Origin of the sequence: Stenotrophomonas sp. 22385, from assembly GCF_052045085.1 — a bacterium.
Classification (GTDB): Bacteria; Pseudomonadota; Gammaproteobacteria; order Xanthomonadales; family Xanthomonadaceae; genus Stenotrophomonas.
Genome location: NZ_JBQEOG010000001.1, coordinates 875991 through 890975, shown reverse-complemented (window position 1 = coordinate 890975; position 14985 = coordinate 875991). Strand labels below are relative to the sequence as shown.

Annotated in this window: 16 protein-coding genes and 1 tRNA gene; 11 read left to right on the top strand and 6 right to left on the bottom strand. The window is 66.1% G+C overall.

All coding sequences use genetic code 11. The annotated features are described in order from the left end of the window. Window positions 1–3: 3 nt before the first annotated feature. Both ACTJI4_RS03820 and rimK read right to left on the bottom strand, forming a co-directional pair. Entirely contained in the window at window positions 4–477 is a 474-nt protein-coding gene (locus tag ACTJI4_RS03820; RefSeq protein WP_440868551.1) for a hypothetical protein, read from the bottom strand. A gap of 232 nt (window positions 478–709) precedes the next feature. After that, window positions 710–1612, bottom strand: coding sequence for a 30S ribosomal protein S6--L-glutamate ligase (rimK, locus tag ACTJI4_RS03815; RefSeq protein WP_440868550.1), 903 nt, complete (start codon window positions 1610–1612; stop codon window positions 710–712). 269 nt (window positions 1613–1881) lie between these two features. On the opposite strand from rimK, the gene ACTJI4_RS03810 reads away from it, so the two are divergent. The 3 genes from ACTJI4_RS03810 to ACTJI4_RS03800 all read left to right on the top strand — a co-directional run bounded on the left by ACTJI4_RS03810 (window position 1882) and on the right by ACTJI4_RS03800 (window position 4618). Beyond that, window positions 1882–2787, top strand: a complete 906-nt coding sequence (locus ACTJI4_RS03810; RefSeq protein WP_440868549.1) for a manganese catalase family protein — start codon at window positions 1882–1884, stop codon at window positions 2785–2787. A gap of 177 nt (window positions 2788–2964) precedes the next feature. Further along, on the top strand, window positions 2965–3744 hold the full coding sequence (locus ACTJI4_RS03805; RefSeq protein ID WP_392917709.1) for a histidine phosphatase family protein: 780 nt from the start codon (window positions 2965–2967) through the stop codon (window positions 3742–3744). A 1-nt stretch (window position 3745) separates the two neighbouring features. Next, window positions 3746–4618, top strand: a complete 873-nt coding sequence (locus ACTJI4_RS03800; protein WP_440868548.1) for an NAD(P)H-hydrate dehydratase — start codon at window positions 3746–3748, stop codon at window positions 4616–4618. On the opposite strand, the gene ACTJI4_RS03795 is transcribed toward ACTJI4_RS03800, so the two are convergent. From ACTJI4_RS03795 to ACTJI4_RS03785, 3 genes are all read right to left on the bottom strand, one after another. Next, window positions 4599–4958 (bottom strand): nuclear transport factor 2 family protein, encoded by a 360-nt coding sequence (locus tag ACTJI4_RS03795; protein WP_440868547.1) that lies wholly within the window; start codon window positions 4956–4958, stop codon window positions 4599–4601. The genes ACTJI4_RS03800 and ACTJI4_RS03795 overlap by 20 nt on opposite strands. 361 nt (window positions 4959–5319) lie before the next feature. Next, window positions 5320–5393 (bottom strand) — tRNA-Gly (locus ACTJI4_RS03790). Window positions 5394–5479: 86 nt separating this feature from the next. After that, window positions 5480–7309, bottom strand: coding sequence for an autotransporter outer membrane beta-barrel domain-containing protein (locus ACTJI4_RS03785; protein ID WP_392917719.1), 1830 nt, complete (start codon window positions 7307–7309; stop codon window positions 5480–5482). Between the two features lie 192 nt (window positions 7310–7501). Here ACTJI4_RS03785 and thiS point away from each other — a divergent pair, with 192 nt between their 5' ends. The 4 genes from thiS to ACTJI4_RS03765 all read left to right on the top strand — a co-directional run bounded on the left by thiS (window position 7502) and on the right by ACTJI4_RS03765 (window position 11192). After that, window positions 7502–7711 carry a sulfur carrier protein ThiS gene (thiS, locus tag ACTJI4_RS03780; RefSeq protein ID WP_392917721.1) on the top strand — a complete coding sequence of 70 codons (210 nt, stop codon included), beginning with the start codon at window positions 7502–7504 and terminating at the stop codon, window positions 7709–7711. 77 nt (window positions 7712–7788) lie between these two features. Further along, on the top strand, window positions 7789–8583 hold the full coding sequence (locus ACTJI4_RS03775) for a thiazole synthase (protein ID WP_440868546.1): 795 nt from the start codon (window positions 7789–7791) through the stop codon (window positions 8581–8583). Continuing rightward, window positions 8583–9317, top strand: a complete 735-nt coding sequence (gene trmB / locus ACTJI4_RS03770) for a tRNA (guanosine(46)-N7)-methyltransferase TrmB (protein WP_392917728.1) — start codon at window positions 8583–8585, stop codon at window positions 9315–9317. The genes ACTJI4_RS03775 and trmB overlap by 1 nt, the downstream gene beginning before the upstream one ends. Before the next feature lie 27 nt (window positions 9318–9344). After that, window positions 9345–11192 carry an SLC13 family permease gene (locus ACTJI4_RS03765; protein ID WP_392917730.1) on the top strand — a complete coding sequence of 616 codons (1848 nt, stop codon included), beginning with the start codon at window positions 9345–9347 and terminating at the stop codon, window positions 11190–11192. 103 nt (window positions 11193–11295) lie between these two features. Here ACTJI4_RS03765 and ACTJI4_RS03760 read toward each other — a convergent pair whose 3' ends face one another. Then, the gene (locus ACTJI4_RS03760) at window positions 11296–11643 is read right to left on the bottom strand and encodes a Rieske (2Fe-2S) protein (protein WP_392917733.1); all 348 of its coding nucleotides are present in this window, start codon (window positions 11641–11643) and stop codon (window positions 11296–11298) included. Between the two features lie 177 nt (window positions 11644–11820). Here ACTJI4_RS03760 and ACTJI4_RS03755 point away from each other — a divergent pair, with 177 nt between their 5' ends. The 4 genes from ACTJI4_RS03755 (at window position 11821) to ACTJI4_RS03740 (ending at window position 14939) form a co-directional block, all read left to right on the top strand. Beyond that, window positions 11821–12096: a hypothetical protein gene (locus ACTJI4_RS03755; RefSeq protein ID WP_392917735.1), complete on the top strand. Its 276-nt coding sequence runs from the start codon at window positions 11821–11823 to the stop codon at window positions 12094–12096. Between the two features lie 98 nt (window positions 12097–12194). Further along, the gene (locus tag ACTJI4_RS03750) at window positions 12195–12902 is read left to right on the top strand and encodes a fumarylacetoacetate hydrolase family protein (RefSeq protein ID WP_392917738.1); all 708 of its coding nucleotides are present in this window, start codon (window positions 12195–12197) and stop codon (window positions 12900–12902) included. 58 nt (window positions 12903–12960) lie between these two features. Further along, on the top strand, window positions 12961–13365 hold the full coding sequence (mscL, locus tag ACTJI4_RS03745) for a large-conductance mechanosensitive channel protein MscL (RefSeq protein ID WP_392917741.1): 405 nt from the start codon (window positions 12961–12963) through the stop codon (window positions 13363–13365). A gap of 152 nt (window positions 13366–13517) precedes the next feature. Beyond that, window positions 13518–14939 (top strand): M20/M25/M40 family metallo-hydrolase, encoded by a 1422-nt coding sequence (locus ACTJI4_RS03740; RefSeq protein ID WP_440868545.1) that lies wholly within the window; start codon window positions 13518–13520, stop codon window positions 14937–14939. Window positions 14940–14985 lie beyond the last annotated feature (46 nt).

Sequence of the window (14985 nt, the reverse complement as noted above, 5' to 3'; positions counted from 1 at the left end):
CTCTTAAGGGATGACGTTGTGGCCCACACGCTGCGCGGTGCCAAGCTGGTGCTGGGCAGACGTCTTGTCCCGCTCGCGCTGGGCCACGGTCCTGCACTGCGTGGTTGCACGGTGTGAGCCGGTCGACTTTTCGCGGGTGCAGATCTGGCGACTATCTTCGCGCGCTTTCGTCAAAACGGTGTTCACAAGTTGTTGGTCGTTGTAGAGCTCGGTCTTGGCGACGTCGGTGATGGTGGCCTGGTCTGGGTACTGGTCCAGCACGCCACGCATGCGGCCCAAGGCCTCGCGGACCCGGCTGCGGTCTTCAAGGGTGAGCTCTGAATAGGTCTCGCCGTCGTTCATTTCGACGTCGATGCGCTGCATCTGCTCTGCCAGCGGCTTGCCACGGGCAAACACTTCGGCCTGCGGCGCTGCCTGGGTGGTGCCCAATGCCAGCAGGAGGGCCGCGGTCCCGGCGGCCAGAATCACTCGCTTCATTTCAACCAATCCTTAGTCAACTGAACGGAACGCCGAATGTATCCCCCTCGCCTTCACCTCAGCAAGTGAGCGATGGCACGGGAAGAAAAAGGCCCAGACGGATCCCGCCTGGGCCTGAAGTCATTCCCGATTACCGTTATCTGCTGAGGAGGGCAGAGCTGCGGTTCGTTGAAGGCTACGCGGAGGGCGATTAAACCGGTGTTAAAACCGGCATACCGACCCGAAATAAAATTCATGCCTTTGATTTTGCTGGCTTTTTCGCAGACACCTGCCCAGCCACGTGTTCGATGATGCGCCCGGCCAGGTCGTCTTGGCTGATCCCCTCGATCCCTTCCAGGCCGGGAGTGGAATTGACCTCCAGCACCAGCGGGCCCCGGCTGGAGCGGATCAGGTCCACCCCGGCCACCCCCAGCCCCAGCGCCCTGGCCGAACGCACCGCCACCTGCTGCTCCGCGCGGGTGGCCTTGGCCACGCGGGCGCTGCCGCCCGCGTGCAGGTTGGAGCGGAAGTCGCCGTCCGGGGCCTGGCGTTGCATGGCGGCCACCACGTGGTCACCTACCACCAGGCAGCGCAGGTCGGCGCCCTGCGCTTCACCGATGAACTCCTGCATCAGGAAGTTGGCATACAGCCCGCGCAGGGCTTCGACGATGCCGCGCGAGGCACTGGCCTTCTCGGTCAGGATCACCCCTCGCCCCTGGGTGCCTTCGTTGAGCTTCACCACGTGGGGCGGCGGGCCGAGCATCGAGAGCAGGTCCACGGTGTCATCGGGGTTGTCGCCAAACACCGTGACCGGCATGTCGATGCCCTTGGAGGCCAGGATCTGGTGCGCGCGCAGCTTGTCGCGGGCGCGCAGGATGGCGTCGGAGGGGTTTGGAGTAACCGCCCCCATCATTTCGAACTGGCGGAGCACGGCAGTGCCATAGCGGGTCACCGAGGCGCCGATGCGGGGGATGACTGCGTCCACCCCGGTAATGGGCCGGCCTTTGTAATGCATGGTGAAGCCGTCGGCGGCGATACGCATGTAGCAGCGCAGTGGGTCGAGCACGCGCACGGTGTGCCCGCGCGAACGCGCCGCGTCCACCAGCCGCCGCGTGGAGTACAGCTTGCTGTTGCGGGAAAGGATGGCCAGTTTCATCGCGGCATGGGTGGGTGGGGAAAGCGCGAAGCATAGCGTGCAGGGGTCGCGTGCAGATGACGGCGTGCCGATGCGCCTGCATCTGAACACTTCAGCGCGCGGGCCGCCTGTATGCGCGACCTGTCTCTCCGTCCTCACTTCTTCGGGTTACCGCCCTCACGACGCGCCGCGTAGCGTCGAGCGCATCAGATCGCCGAACGATGCCCACGATGTCGGCCTACCCACCCACGCAGCGGCGCACGCCGCTGCCATCCAGGAGTTACCCCCCGATGTTCATGCACAACAAACGCCTCATGTATACGGTCCACGTCGAACGCCCCGACCCCATCCTTGCCGCGCTGCTGCTGGAGCAGTTCGGTGGTCCGCAGGGCGAGCTCGCCGCGGCCATGCGCTACTTCACCCAGGCGCTGGCCGAGGAAGACGCCGGCCGCAAGGACCTGCTGCTGGACGTGGCCACCGAGGAACTGAGCCATCTGGAGATCATCGGCTCGATCATCGCGATGCTCAACAAAGGCGTCAAAGGCGAGCTCTCCGAAGGCATGATCGAAGCAATCGAGATGCGCGGGCTGACCCAGAACAGCACCAGCCATACCCAGTCCATCCTGTATGGCGGCGGGCCGGCGCTGGTCAACTCCAGCGGCGTACCGTGGAGTGCGGCCTACATCGATTCGATCGGTGATCCCACCGCCGACCTGCGTTCGAACATAGCGGCCGAGTCGCGCGCCAAGATCGTGTACGAGCGCCTGATCAACGTGACCGACGATGCGGGCATCAAGGACGCGCTGCGCTTCCTGATGACCCGCGAAATCGCCCACCAGAAGTCATTCGAGAAGGCGCTGTACGCCATTGAACCCAACTTCCCGCCGGGCAAGCTGCCGGGTGACCCGGAGTTCACCGACGTGTACATGGACATGTCGCAGGGCGATGGCGATGTGGAAGGCCCTTGGAACAGCGGCAAGCAGTGGACCGTGGTGTCCTCACGCGATGAGCAGTACGCGTTGGACGGCGGCGACGGCGACGCCAGCGTCGATGGGCTCACCGAAGCCCAGCAGGACGCGCTGGACGCGCTGGCGGCCCGCACCGCGTCCGACCCCGATGCCGATCCGCTGACCGGTGCCGAGCTCGGCGCGGGCCGCGCTCGCGGTGAAGAGCCTGCCGACGCGTTGCCGGGTTGAGCGTGATGCAGTGGATCGGCGGCTTCGAGGGCGCCGACCACGCCGCAGGGGTGTCAGCAGAATGTACGAGGGCGCGTAGCATCGTGTATCCGGTCTTCACGATGCTACGCGTATGCGTAACAGCCACGCTTCTAGTGTTTCACCAAGGTACGACGCCCTTGTTCAAGCAGCCGGGAGATGCAGGTGGATCAGAAGAGTGCGATGGAGGGGGTCACGGCCCGATGGCCTGACCGTATCTGGGTGGTACGCCACGGGCAGAGCGCCGGCAACGTGGCGCGGGATCATGCCGAAGCCGAAGGCATCGCGCTGATCGAACTGGAGCACCGCGACGCCGATGTGCCGCTGTCCCCGCTGGGTGAACGCCAGTCGGCCGCACTGGGCGACTGGGTCAGGAAGATGCCGGAGGGTGATCGTCCTACGGTCGTGCTGGTGTCCCCTTACGTCCGCGCACGCCAGACCGCTGAAGCGGTTGCTGCGGTGCTGGAGCATTCCCGGAACACGGTGATCGTGGATGAACGCCTGCGCGAGAAGGAGTTCGGGGTGTTGGACCGATACACCTCCTCCGGCATCATCGCAAAGTTCCCAGAGCTGTCCGAGCAGCGCAAGCTGGTGGGCAAGTTCTATTTCAGGCCGCCCGGCGGTGAGAGCTGGTGCGATGTGATCCTGCGCCTGCGTGGCGTGATCGCCGACCTGCAGCGCAGCCATGTGGGCGCCAACGTCATGGTGGTGGGCCATCAGGTGATCGTGAACTGCATGCGCTACCTGTTGGAAGGCCTGGATGAGCGCGCGATTCTTGATATCGACCGCCAAGGCGATGTACCCAACTGCGGGGTGACCGAATACAGGGCCTCCGCCACCGGCGAGGCGCTGGAACTGGTGACCACCAATTTCGTACCTGCCGAGCTCGCAGAGCAGGGTCGCACCGGTGCACCTGACGCTCCGGCGGGAGCGCGCTGACATGCACACGCCCGCCGTTCGCCAGCTTACGCCCGCTGCACTGCAGGTGATGCCGCTGCCCGCACCTGGCACGGATAAGGAAGATCGGGGCCGGCTCTGCGTCGTGGGCGGTTCGGTGCAGGTGCCAGGCGCGGCGCTGCTCGCGGCCGAGGCTGCCCTGCGTGCAGGCGCGGGCAAGCTGCAGATCGCCACGGTCCGGTCCTGCACGACCGCACTGGGCGTGGCGGTTCCCGAGGCGCTTGTCATCGGCCTGCCCGAGGATGCCAGCGGCGAGATCGCGCCGGGCAGCCCTGCGCTTCACCAGGCACTGGACCAGTGCGACGCGGTGCTGGTCGGGCCAGGCATGAGCGCAACGCCGTTTCTTGCCAGGCTCACCGCACGACTGCATCAGATGAAGGCCACCGTTGTACTCGATGCAGGAGCTCTGAACGGCGGTGTGTCGGCGGCGGGAAGCGCGCCGTTCATTCTTACTCCGCACGCGGGCGAAATGGCGTTCATGTGCGGCGGCCGCAAGGAAGATGTGGAGCGCGAGCCGCTCGAACATGCGCTGCGGATGGCGCGCGCCACCGCCAGCGTGGTGGTGCTGAAAGGGCCGCGCACCTTCATCGTCGGCCCTGATGGCGAGGTGTGGCTGCACGAAGGCGGCGGGCCTGGGCTGGGTACTTCCGGCTCGGGCGATGTGCTCGCCGGGCTCATCACAGGCTTCGCCGCGCGCGGTGCCACACCGATGGAAGCTGCGTTGTGGGGCGTCTGGACACATGGCGAGGCGGGCCGGCTGCTTGCCGAAGCGGCAGGGCCGCTGGGATTTCTCGCCAGGGAGATCTCGTCACGGGTGCCAGGAATCCTGCAGCACTTCAGCTGCGGCGGACGGTAGGCAGGACAAAGGCGTTGAGCTCGGCCAGCTTACGGTCACGGAGACGCCACACGTCGCTGTAGGCCAGTTGGGTCGGTTCGCCCCCATCACCCTCGCCCATGATCGTACCCAACGCTACAACCATATCGTCCTCGGCAATCAGGCGGTCAACGGTGAAGCGCGGCGGTGTGGCGTAAGCGGTCTTCATCCATTGCCGAACCGCTTCTTTGCCCTCCAGCGTGCTCTCGCCTACCGTCGTCCAGCGGATGTCTTCCGTGCAATGGGAGAGGAACCCTTCGTTGTCGCCCGCCACGATGGCCTCATTGGCCTGCAGCAGGACGGATTTGTTGGAACCATGCATGCGGGATACTCCGTGGGGGGCGCAAGGCGCCGACACACCATGGTCACAACAGGCAGGTTAACAACGCGCAAGGGGAATGGAAGCGAAGTGTCAGCGTGACGCGTTTGCGCTGTCGAAGGGGACGGCGAATTCTGCACGCGCTCCTGGGTTGGGATCATGCGTTCGCCGCGCCGATGAATGTTACCGGCGGTTGATTGGGATCCAACGCTACCGGCATCGCGCCGCAGCCGCAGCGGTCAGGACAGCAAAGGCCACGAAGAAAGCGATCGAAGTAACAGGCCCCCTGAGTCAAGGGGCCGCGCCGACAGGCGCGGGGATCTGGTGGCATGCCGCCACGCTCCATGGTTTGCTGCGCAAACCGTGGAGCGGGTGAAGGGAATCGAACCCTCGTCAGTAGCTTGGGAAGCTACAGCTCTACCATTGAGCTACACCCGCTTGGTGCCGGGCAAGTTTATGCGCCGGAGCGGTAAAAAGGCAACGGGCGGCGCACGGCGATGTGCCGTGTGCCGCCGGTTTCGTGCTTAGAAGCTGCCGCTCACGGTGGCAAACAGGCTGACGTCACGTGCCCGCTTCTGCGCTGCGGTGGTGCTCATGCCGATATTGCTGTTCAGGCCGAACAAGCTCATGCGGGCACCCAGCACGGCGGTGGCGTAGTTCTTGTCGAACTCCAGGCCCGGCACCCTGTACATGCCGACGTCCGGCATGGTCTGCAGCCAGGCGCTGGCCTGCTTGCCATCTTCGAACTCGTGGTCGTAGGTCACCTGCACGTACGGCTTGATGCTGCCGCCATCGAAGCGGGCCTGCCAGCCGATGCGGCCCACGGTGGAATCGGCATCCTGGTCGCCATAGCCCAGCGCAGTGGCGCTCGGGTTGGATTCCACGTAGCCATCCAGCTTGACCTGCTGCCAGATCACCGCGGCCACCGGACCGTGGCGGAAGCCGCCCTCGGTGCCGAACTCGTAACCGGCATTCAGGGCCGCAGTCAGGTTGCTGCCTTCCGGCGAACCGGTGTGGGTGCGCTCGGCCGGGCCCAGCTGCACGCGGCGGGTTACGTCGTAATCCAGCCAGCTGTAGCTGACCTGGCCGGTGACCCAGGTGTTCTCGCCGTACCAGCCTGCGAACAGGCCCAGGGTGGTGTCGGACTGGGTGAAGTCGCCCTTGCTGTTGCCGAAGTCGGCATCCATGCGACCGTAACCGGCGAAGCCGCCGACCACCATGCCGTCCTTGGCCCAGTCGATCCCGAACAGGCCGGCCGGGGCCAGGCCGTCGTACAGGTCGGCATGGTCGTAGCGCTGCATGTCGCCACGCAGGCCGCCCCACCAGCTCAGGCCATCGGCCGGGCGGCCATCCAGGTGACCGCTTACCTGATCGGCGCGCGCACGGCCCACGGTCTGCGCGGTGTGGGTCAGGATCTGCTGGTTGCGCGGGGCTTCCAGGATGGACAGCGTGTACTGGCCCAGCATCTGGTGGGTGGCGGTGGTGGGGTGCACGCCGTCGGCGAACACGTAATTGTTGGCCGCGTTCGGATTGACGTACGCGGTCGGGTTGCAGGTCAGCGACGAGGCGGTGGTGCAGGCCGGGCTGGTGACATTGACGAACCCGTAGGTGCCCGGGCTGGCGACGATTTCCTGCAGGATGTGGAACGTGTCCACCGGGATGACCTGCAGACCGGCTGCCTTCAGGCCGCCGAACAGGGCATCGTTGTAAGCCTTGGCCAGCGCGGTGCCCTGCGCCATGCCCACTGCGCCACCGGCGCGTGCGGCGGGAGTGAGGCCGATGTCGGGCAGGGTCGGCACGACGATGTACTGCGCGCCTGCATTCTTCAGGGTCCCGACAATGCCGACCTGGTCGGTCACGGCCGCGCCGAGGGTGGCCTGCAGCGGTGCACCGGCCTGGATGGCGAACAGGTCATTGGCGCCGCCCCACACGGTGTACAGCGCGTTGGCATCGGCCTTGCCGCCGTTGGCCGCCAGGTACTGCGCGGTCTGGGTCTTGAGCGAGTAGACCGGAATGGCCGGGGTGCCCGGGGCCAGGGTCTGGGTGGAATCCACGCCAACGCGCGCACCGCCGATGGCGTAGTTGTCTCCGCCCTGGCCGTTGCCGTGGGCGGTGGCATTGGTGCCGTAGTAGTCGGCCACGTGCTGCGCCCATACCCAACCCGGGTTGGTGGTGAACTGACCGGTGACCGGCTGCACGGACGCGGGCAGCAGCGGACGGAAGTAGCCCTGATCGGTCAGGCTGTCGCCGATGAAGATGGTCTTCGAATAGGGCGACTGCGCCATGGCCGGCACAGCGGCCAGGGCGATGGCCACGGCCATCATGGAACGCAGGGGACGCTTGCTGAGCAGCATGGAAAAAACTCCTTTTCTGGGTGATGACGGCCGACGTACGCCGGCGCACGGTGCCATGGTTCCACTGCCCCCCCGCGACATCACGCTGCGTTGCGGCATGGCCGGGACCCGTGCAGCCGAGGTGAGCCGGGACGGGCATCGGTGGGGGCGCAAGGGTACGCACAACCGACCGCTTTGGGGGACAATTCCGTCATGAACTTCGTCAACTTCGTGCTCAACGGCGATTGCCGCCAGCTTCCGCAACATTCCACCGTCCTGGACCTGCTGCAGGCCGAACAGCTGACCGAGCGCCGGGTAGCGGTCGAGGTCAACGGCGAGATCGTGACCCGCAGCCGCCACGCGAGTCACGTGCTGCAGGAGGGGGACGTGGTCGAGATCGTGCATGCGTTGGGTGGTGGGTGACGATCCACGGATCGCGTGCGCCGGCCAACGGGCGGGCGCTACCGGTCTGCGGCAGTGGGCTGTGTGATAATTCGCCCATGACTGCTCATTCTTCCCCCGATTCGCTGGTGATCGCCGGCAAGACCTACGCCTCCCGGCTGCTGACCGGGACCGGCAAGTTCAAGGACCTGGACGAAACCCGCACCGCCACCGAGGCGGCCCGGGCCCAGATCGTGACCGTGGCGATCCGCCGCACGAACATCGGGCAGAACCCGGGCGAGCCGAACCTGCTGGACGTGCTGCCGCCGGACCGCTACACCATCCTGCCCAACACCGCCGGCTGCTACACCGCCGAAGATGCGGTGCGGACCTGCCGGCTGGCGCGTGAGCTGCTCGATGGCCACAACCTGACCAAGCTGGAAGTGCTGGGCGACCAGAAGACGCTTTACCCGGATGTGGTGCAGACCCTCAAGGCCGCCGAAACGCTGGTCAAGGACGGCTTCGAGGTGATGGTCTACACCTCCGATGACCCGATCCTGGCCAAGCGGCTGGAAGAGATCGGCTGCGTGGCGGTGATGCCGCTGGCCGCGCCGATCGGTTCGGGGCTGGGCATCCAGAACCGGTACAACCTGATGGAGATCATCGAGAACGCCAAGGTACCGATCATCGTCGATGCCGGGGTGGGCACCGCTTCGGATGCGGCAATCGCGATGGAGCTGGGCTGCGACGGTGTACTGATGAACACCGCCATTGCCGGCGCGCGCAACCCGGTGCTGATGGCCAGCGCGATGCGCAAGGCGGTCGAGGCCGGCCGCGAGGCGTTCCTGGCCGGGCGCATTCCGCGCAGGCGGCATGCGAACGCGTCTTCGCCGGTGGACGGGTTGATCGGCTGATGACCAATCCCTTCGACAGCGCGGGCGCCAAGGCCCCGCCCAAGCCCTTTACCGTCACCGAAGGCCGCCGCGAGGTGCGCAGCTTCGTGCTGCGCCAGGGCCGCTTCACCCCCGCCCAGCAGCGCGCGTTCGACGACCGCTGGCCGCGTTTCGGGCTGGACTTCACCGGCGAGCCGCGCGATCTCGACGCCACCTTCGGCCGCGATGCGCGCAAGGTACTGGAAATCGGCTTCGGCAACGGCGCCGCGCTGCGGTTTGCCGCGCAGCAGGACCCGAGCCGCGATTACATCGGGCTGGAAGTCCACGCGCCCGGCGTGGGCCGCCTGCTCAATGCATTGGCCGAGGACAATGCCGACCACGTGCGGCTGTACCACCACGATGCGGTGGAAGTGCTGGAAAAGGAAATCGCCGATGGCGCGCTGGATGAAGTGCGCATCTATTTCCCGGATCCGTGGCACAAGAAGCGCCACAACAAACGCCGCCTGATCCAGCCGGCGTTCGCCGACCTGCTGGTGCGCAAGCTGCGCGCAGGTGGCCGGCTGCACTGCGCGACCGACTGGGAAGACTACGCCGAGCAGATGTGGGAGGTGCTGGACGCCACCGCCGGGCTCACCAACCGCGCCGGTCCGCGCGGCCAGGTCGAGCGGCCGGAATGGCGCCCGCAGACGCACTTCGAAACCCGCGGCCAGAAGCTTGGCCACGGGGTGTGGGACCTGCTGTACGACCGTACCTGATCCCCTTCCAAGGAACCGCGTTACCCCATGGACACCACGCTGACGCTGACCACCGACATGAAGCTCGTTCTGGGGCTGGTCGGCTTCACGATGGCGATGTTCCTGTTCGAGCGCATCCGCGCCGATGTGGTAGCGCTGGTGGTGCTGGTGGTGCTGGGCGTGACCGGGCTGATCGCGCCGGAGGAAATCTTCGGCGGCTTCTCCGGTAACGCGGTGATGAGCATCATCGCCACTACCATTCTGGGTGCGGGCCTGGACCGCACCGGGGCGCTGAACCGGTTGGCCGCCTGGCTGCTGCGGCGCGGGCATGGGGTTGAGACGCGTCTGATGATGATGACCACGGCCATCGCCGGGTTGAATTCGTCTTTCATGCAGAATCCCTCGGTGATGGCGCTGTACCTGCCGGTCGCCTCGCGGCTGGTGGCGCGCACCGGGCTTACCCTGCAGCGCCTGCTGCTGCCGATCGCCGCGGCGATCGTGATGGGCGGCGCGCTGACCATGGTCGGCAATTCGCCGCTGATCCTGCTCAACGATCTGCTGGCCTCGGCCAACAACAACCTGCCGTCCGGCCTGGCGACCATCGAGCCGCTGCGCATGTTCGCGCCGCTGCCGATCGGTGTGGCGCTGCTGGCCGCGTCGTTGCTGTACTTCCGCTACTTCGGCGACCGCAAGCTGGTGGAAGAAGAGACGCTGGCCAATGACGGCGTCACCCCGGCCCGCACCGAAAGCTACTTCGCCAAGACCTACGGGATCGAGGGCGATGTATTCGAGCTGGTGGTCAGCGCCGAAAGCCCGCTGGTCGGCATGACCCTGGGCGAAGCCGAAAACCTGCACGATGCCCCGCTGATGCTGGCGCTCAAGACCGGCAACGACACCCGCCTGGCGCCGCCCGCGGAGATGCGCATCTGGGTGGGCAGCGTGCTGGGCGTGATGGGCAGCCGCCAGCAGGTGGGCGATTTTGCCCAGAACCAGTTCCTGCGCATGTCCTCGCGGCTGAAGCACCTGGGTGACCTGTTCAACCCCAGCCGCGCGGGGATTTCCGAAGCGGTGATTCCGCCCACCTCCGAAGTGATCGGCAAGAGCGCCTCGGACCTGCGCCTGCGCAAGCAGCGCGGCATCAGCCTGCTGGCGATCAACCGCGACAAGCAGGTAATCCGCGAAGACGTGCGCAACGTGCCGCTGCGCGCCGGCGACATGCTGGTGTTCCACAGCATCTGGACCGATCTGGCGCAGGCCGCCAAGAGCCGCGACTTCGTGGTGGTGACGGATTACCCGAAGGGCGAGCAGCGCCCGCACAAGTTCAAGATCGCCATGTCGATCTTCGCCATCACCATCCTGATCGCGCTGACCTCCAGGCTGCCGGTGGCGCTGACCCTGATGACCGGCGTTGCCGGCATGCTGCTCACCGGCGTGCTGCGCATGGACGAGGCCTACGCCTCGATCAACTGGAAAACGGTGTTCATGATGGCCGGGCTGATTCCGCTCGGCTGGGCGATGGACAGCAGCGGCGCGGCAGCCTGGGTGGCCGGCCATACGATCGACCGCCTGCCTACCGGCATTCCGGTGTGGGTGCTGGAGATCGCGTTGGCGTTGTTGACCACCGTGTTCTCGCTGGTGATCAGCCACGTAGGCGCGACCATCGTGATGGTGCCCATTGCGGTGAACCTGGCGTTGGCGGCCGGCGGCAGCCCGACCGCGTTTGCGTTGATCGTGGCGCTGTCGGCGTCCAACAATCTCATGACCGCGTCCAACCCGGTGATTTCCATGATCACCGGCCCGGCCAATTACACGCCGCGCGAGTTGTGGCGGGTGGGTGCGCCGTTGTCGATGATCTACACCATTGTGGTGGTGGCGATGATCAACGTGATGTTTTGAGGCGTGTATCGACCAACGGTCGATACCTGCCGTTTACCGGCAACGGATAAATGCCGACCACTGACCGGCAACGGGTAGATGCCGACCGTTGGTCGGCATTGGCTCAGGCGAGGAATACCTGGCCGTCGCGCACATCGAGCGCAACCGCACGCAACCGGTCGCCCTTGCAGGGGCCGGCCACGCAGCTGCCGTCAGCCAGCGAGAACGAGGCACCGTGCGCGGCGCAGACCAGATCGCCCGCCTTGCTCTTGAGGAACTGCCCCGGCGCCCAGTCCAGCCGCCGCCCGGCATGCGGGCAGATGTTCAGCCAGCCGCGCACGTCGTCACCCTCGCGGTACAGCACCACCGACTCGTGGTCGCCGTCAATGCATGCTTCGGCTTCGGCGAACCCCTCGTCGGCAATACGTTCCAGCGCGATCAGGGCAGTGGCGGAAGCATCGGAAACGGACATGACAACGCGATCCTTGATGAGGCACGCAATTGTCGCATGCCGTCATGTCGCTGGCTCCGGGATGAACACAAGCCATTGATTTAAAATAACCAACGGCGGTGTTTAACGACTTTTTCACTCAACCGGGCGGCGCTGACGGGATACTGGCGGCTCGCTGACTTCAGCCAAAGAACCGTCATGTACAACCGCTTCCAGTTCAACCAGTTCCGCTCCCTGTTTGCGCCGCGCAAGCCGCGTCATCCGTTGGTGCGCGTTGCGGTGGGCCTGTTGGGTTTGGCCATCCTGGCTGCCCTGGTGTTCGTGGGCGTGTTCGTGGGGGCGGCAATGATCATCGCAGGCGTTGCGTGGAAGCTGCTCGCCTCGCGCAAGCAGTCTGTCCGTGCGGCTGATCCGCAGGTGGTGGAAGGCGAATACCGCGTGGTGCGCAAGCAGGCCTTGCCGTTGTCCCACTGAGATCATGGCGGTCGTGCCGACTGCTGGCCGGCAACCCGGCTTTTAGTGGGCAGCGCGCCGGAATACACTCGTGCGACCCCTTTCCATAGGACGCGCGCATGTCTGATGTAATCCCGGCCCCCGAGCAACCCCGTATTCCGGTCGCCGGTGGCGGAACGTTTCCGGTCCGCCGCATCTACTGTGTCGGGCGCAATTTCGCCGATCATGCCAGGGAAATGGGCGCTGCCGTGCCCGCCACCGATGACCGCGGCCGGCCGATGTTCTTCAGCAAGCCGGCCGATGCGATCGTGGTCGGCCATGACGATGTGATCCCCTACCCGCCTTCCACCCAGGACCTGCACCATGAAGTGGAGCTGGTGGTGGCGATTGGCCGTGACGCGCCTGCCGGCGAGCTGCCGGTGGAACAGGCCGAGGCGCTGGTGTTCGGCTATGGCGTGGGGCTGGACCTGACCCGCCGCGACCTTCAGGCCGCCGCCAAGGCCAAGGGCCACCCATGGGATTCGGCCAAGGGCTTCGACCATTCCGCGCCGGTCAGCGAACTGGTACCGGCCGGTGAAGTAGGCGACCTTGCCGCACTCAACCTGTCGCTGGAGATCAATGGTGAAGTGCGCCAGCAATCGCTGCTGGACCAGATGATCTGGAACGTGCCGGAGATCCTGCACGAGCTGTCCAAGCTGTGGGCGCTGCGCGCCGGTGACCTGGTGTTCATGGGCACGCCGGCGGGGGTAGCCGCACTCAAGCCAGGCGATCGCTTCAGCGCGCGTCTGGAAAACGTCGCGGAGCGGCACGGCATCATCGCCGGATGACGACAGACGCTGCGTTACGCTGCGCCGGTCTTTGATACCCCCGTTACAGGAGAACCCGATGGGAATGCTGACTGAGTTCAAGGAATTTGCCATGCGTGGCAACGTCATCGACCTGGCGGTCGGTGTGGTCATCGGTGCTGCGTTCGGCAAGATCGTCACCGCGCTGGTGGACAAGATCATCATGCCGCCGCTGGGCTGGCTGATCGGTCGAGTGGATTTCTCCGAACTGGCGTGGACACTGGCGCCGGCGCGGCTCGGCCCGGATGGGCAGGAAATTCCTGCGGTGGTGATCGGCTACGGTGATTTCCTCAACACGCTGGTGCAGTTCATCATCGTGGCGTTCGCGATATTCATGGTGATCAAGGTGATCAACCGCCTGGCCCGCAAGAAGGAAGCGGCACCGGCGGCGCCGAAGGAAGAGATCGTGCTGCTGCGCGAGATCCGCGACAACCTGAAAAAGTAGGATCGGGTTGGCGGGTAGGCGACGACCGTTGGTCGTCGCCCTGCCCACCGGTGGAAAACAGCATTCGCCCAACCATGACCTCCCGCCCATGTGCGGCGCGGGCAGGCTGCTAAGCTCGGGGGCTTCCGCCCTGTTCCCCCGGAGTCCGTCCCATGCGTCGCCGCGTCCTTGCCATCGCATCTTCCCTCGCCCTGCTGGCCGCGCCGGCCTTCGCCGCGACGGGCACCACCACCCTGCCGCCGAAATCGCTGGCCACCGCCGCTGAACTGCGCGAGCAGGCCCTGAAGGATGACACGGGCTGGAAGGTGGTCGAATCGTTGACGACCGAAATCGGCCCGCGGATTGCCGGCAGCGAGGCCGATGCCCGCGCGGTAGCCTGGGCTGAAGCCAAGTTCAAGGCGCTGGGTTTTGACAAGGTGTGGAAAGAGCCGGTGACCTTCCCCAAGTGGGAACGCCGCAGTGAACATGCCCAGGTGGTGGGCAGGCACGCACAGCCGCTGAGCATCACCGCGTTGGGCGGCAGCCCGGGCGGCACGGTCGAGGCCGAGGTGGTGCGCTTCGCCGACCTGGCCGCGCTGCAGGCCGCGCCGGAAGGCTCGCTCAAGGGCAAGATCGCCTTCGTGGATTACCAGATGACCGCGTACCGCGATGGCCGCGACTACGGCAAGGGCGGCGCGGTGCGCAGCAAGGGCCCGTCCGAAGCGATCCGCAAGGGCGCGGTCGGCTTTGTGATGCGTTCGGCGGGCACCGATTCGCACCGCGTCCCGCATACCGGCATCACCCGCTTCGACGACGGTCTGACTCCGGTGCCGTCGGCGGCGCTGTCGGTGCCCGACGCCAACCAGCTGGCGCGGCTGGTCGCAATGGGCCCGACCAAGGTGAAGCTCAGCCTCGATTGCGGTTGGGATGGCACGGCCACGTCGTACAACGTGATCGGTGAGATCACCGGGCGCAGCCTGCCCAAGGAAGTGGTGGTGATTGGTGGCCACCTTGATTCGTGGGACCTGGGCACCGGCGCGATCGATGACGGTGCCGGCGTGGCGCTGACCATGGCCGCCGGCCACTTGATCGGCCAACTCAAGCAGGCGCCCAAGCGCACCATCCGTGTGGTGGCCTTCGCCAACGAGGAGCAGGGTCTGTATGGCGGCAAGGCGTATGCCGAAGCGCATGCCAAGGACATCGTGCTGCACCAGCTGGCCGCCGAGAGTGACTTCGGCGCCGGCCGCATCTATGCGTTCAACACCGGCTCGCCGAACCCGGAAGGCTCGCGCGGGGCGACCGCCCAGATTGCCGACGTGCTCAAGCCGTTGGGCATCGAGTATGCCCCGGACAAGGGTGGCCCGGGCCCGGACATCGGCCCGCTGGCCGCCAAGGGTGGCGCGTGGGCGTGGCTGGCACAGGACGGAACCGACTACTTCAACCTGCACCATACCGCCGACGACACGCTGGACAAGATCGAGCCGGCGGCGCTGGCGCAGAACGTGGCGGCATACACGGTGTTCGCCTACCTGGCCGCCGAAGCCGATGGAACTTTCGGTAGTGAAGCCAAGGCCACTACCCCGCCGAATGAATGACGGCGGGTAACCCGGTCATCCGGTAGCAGCGGACCGTGGGTCCGCT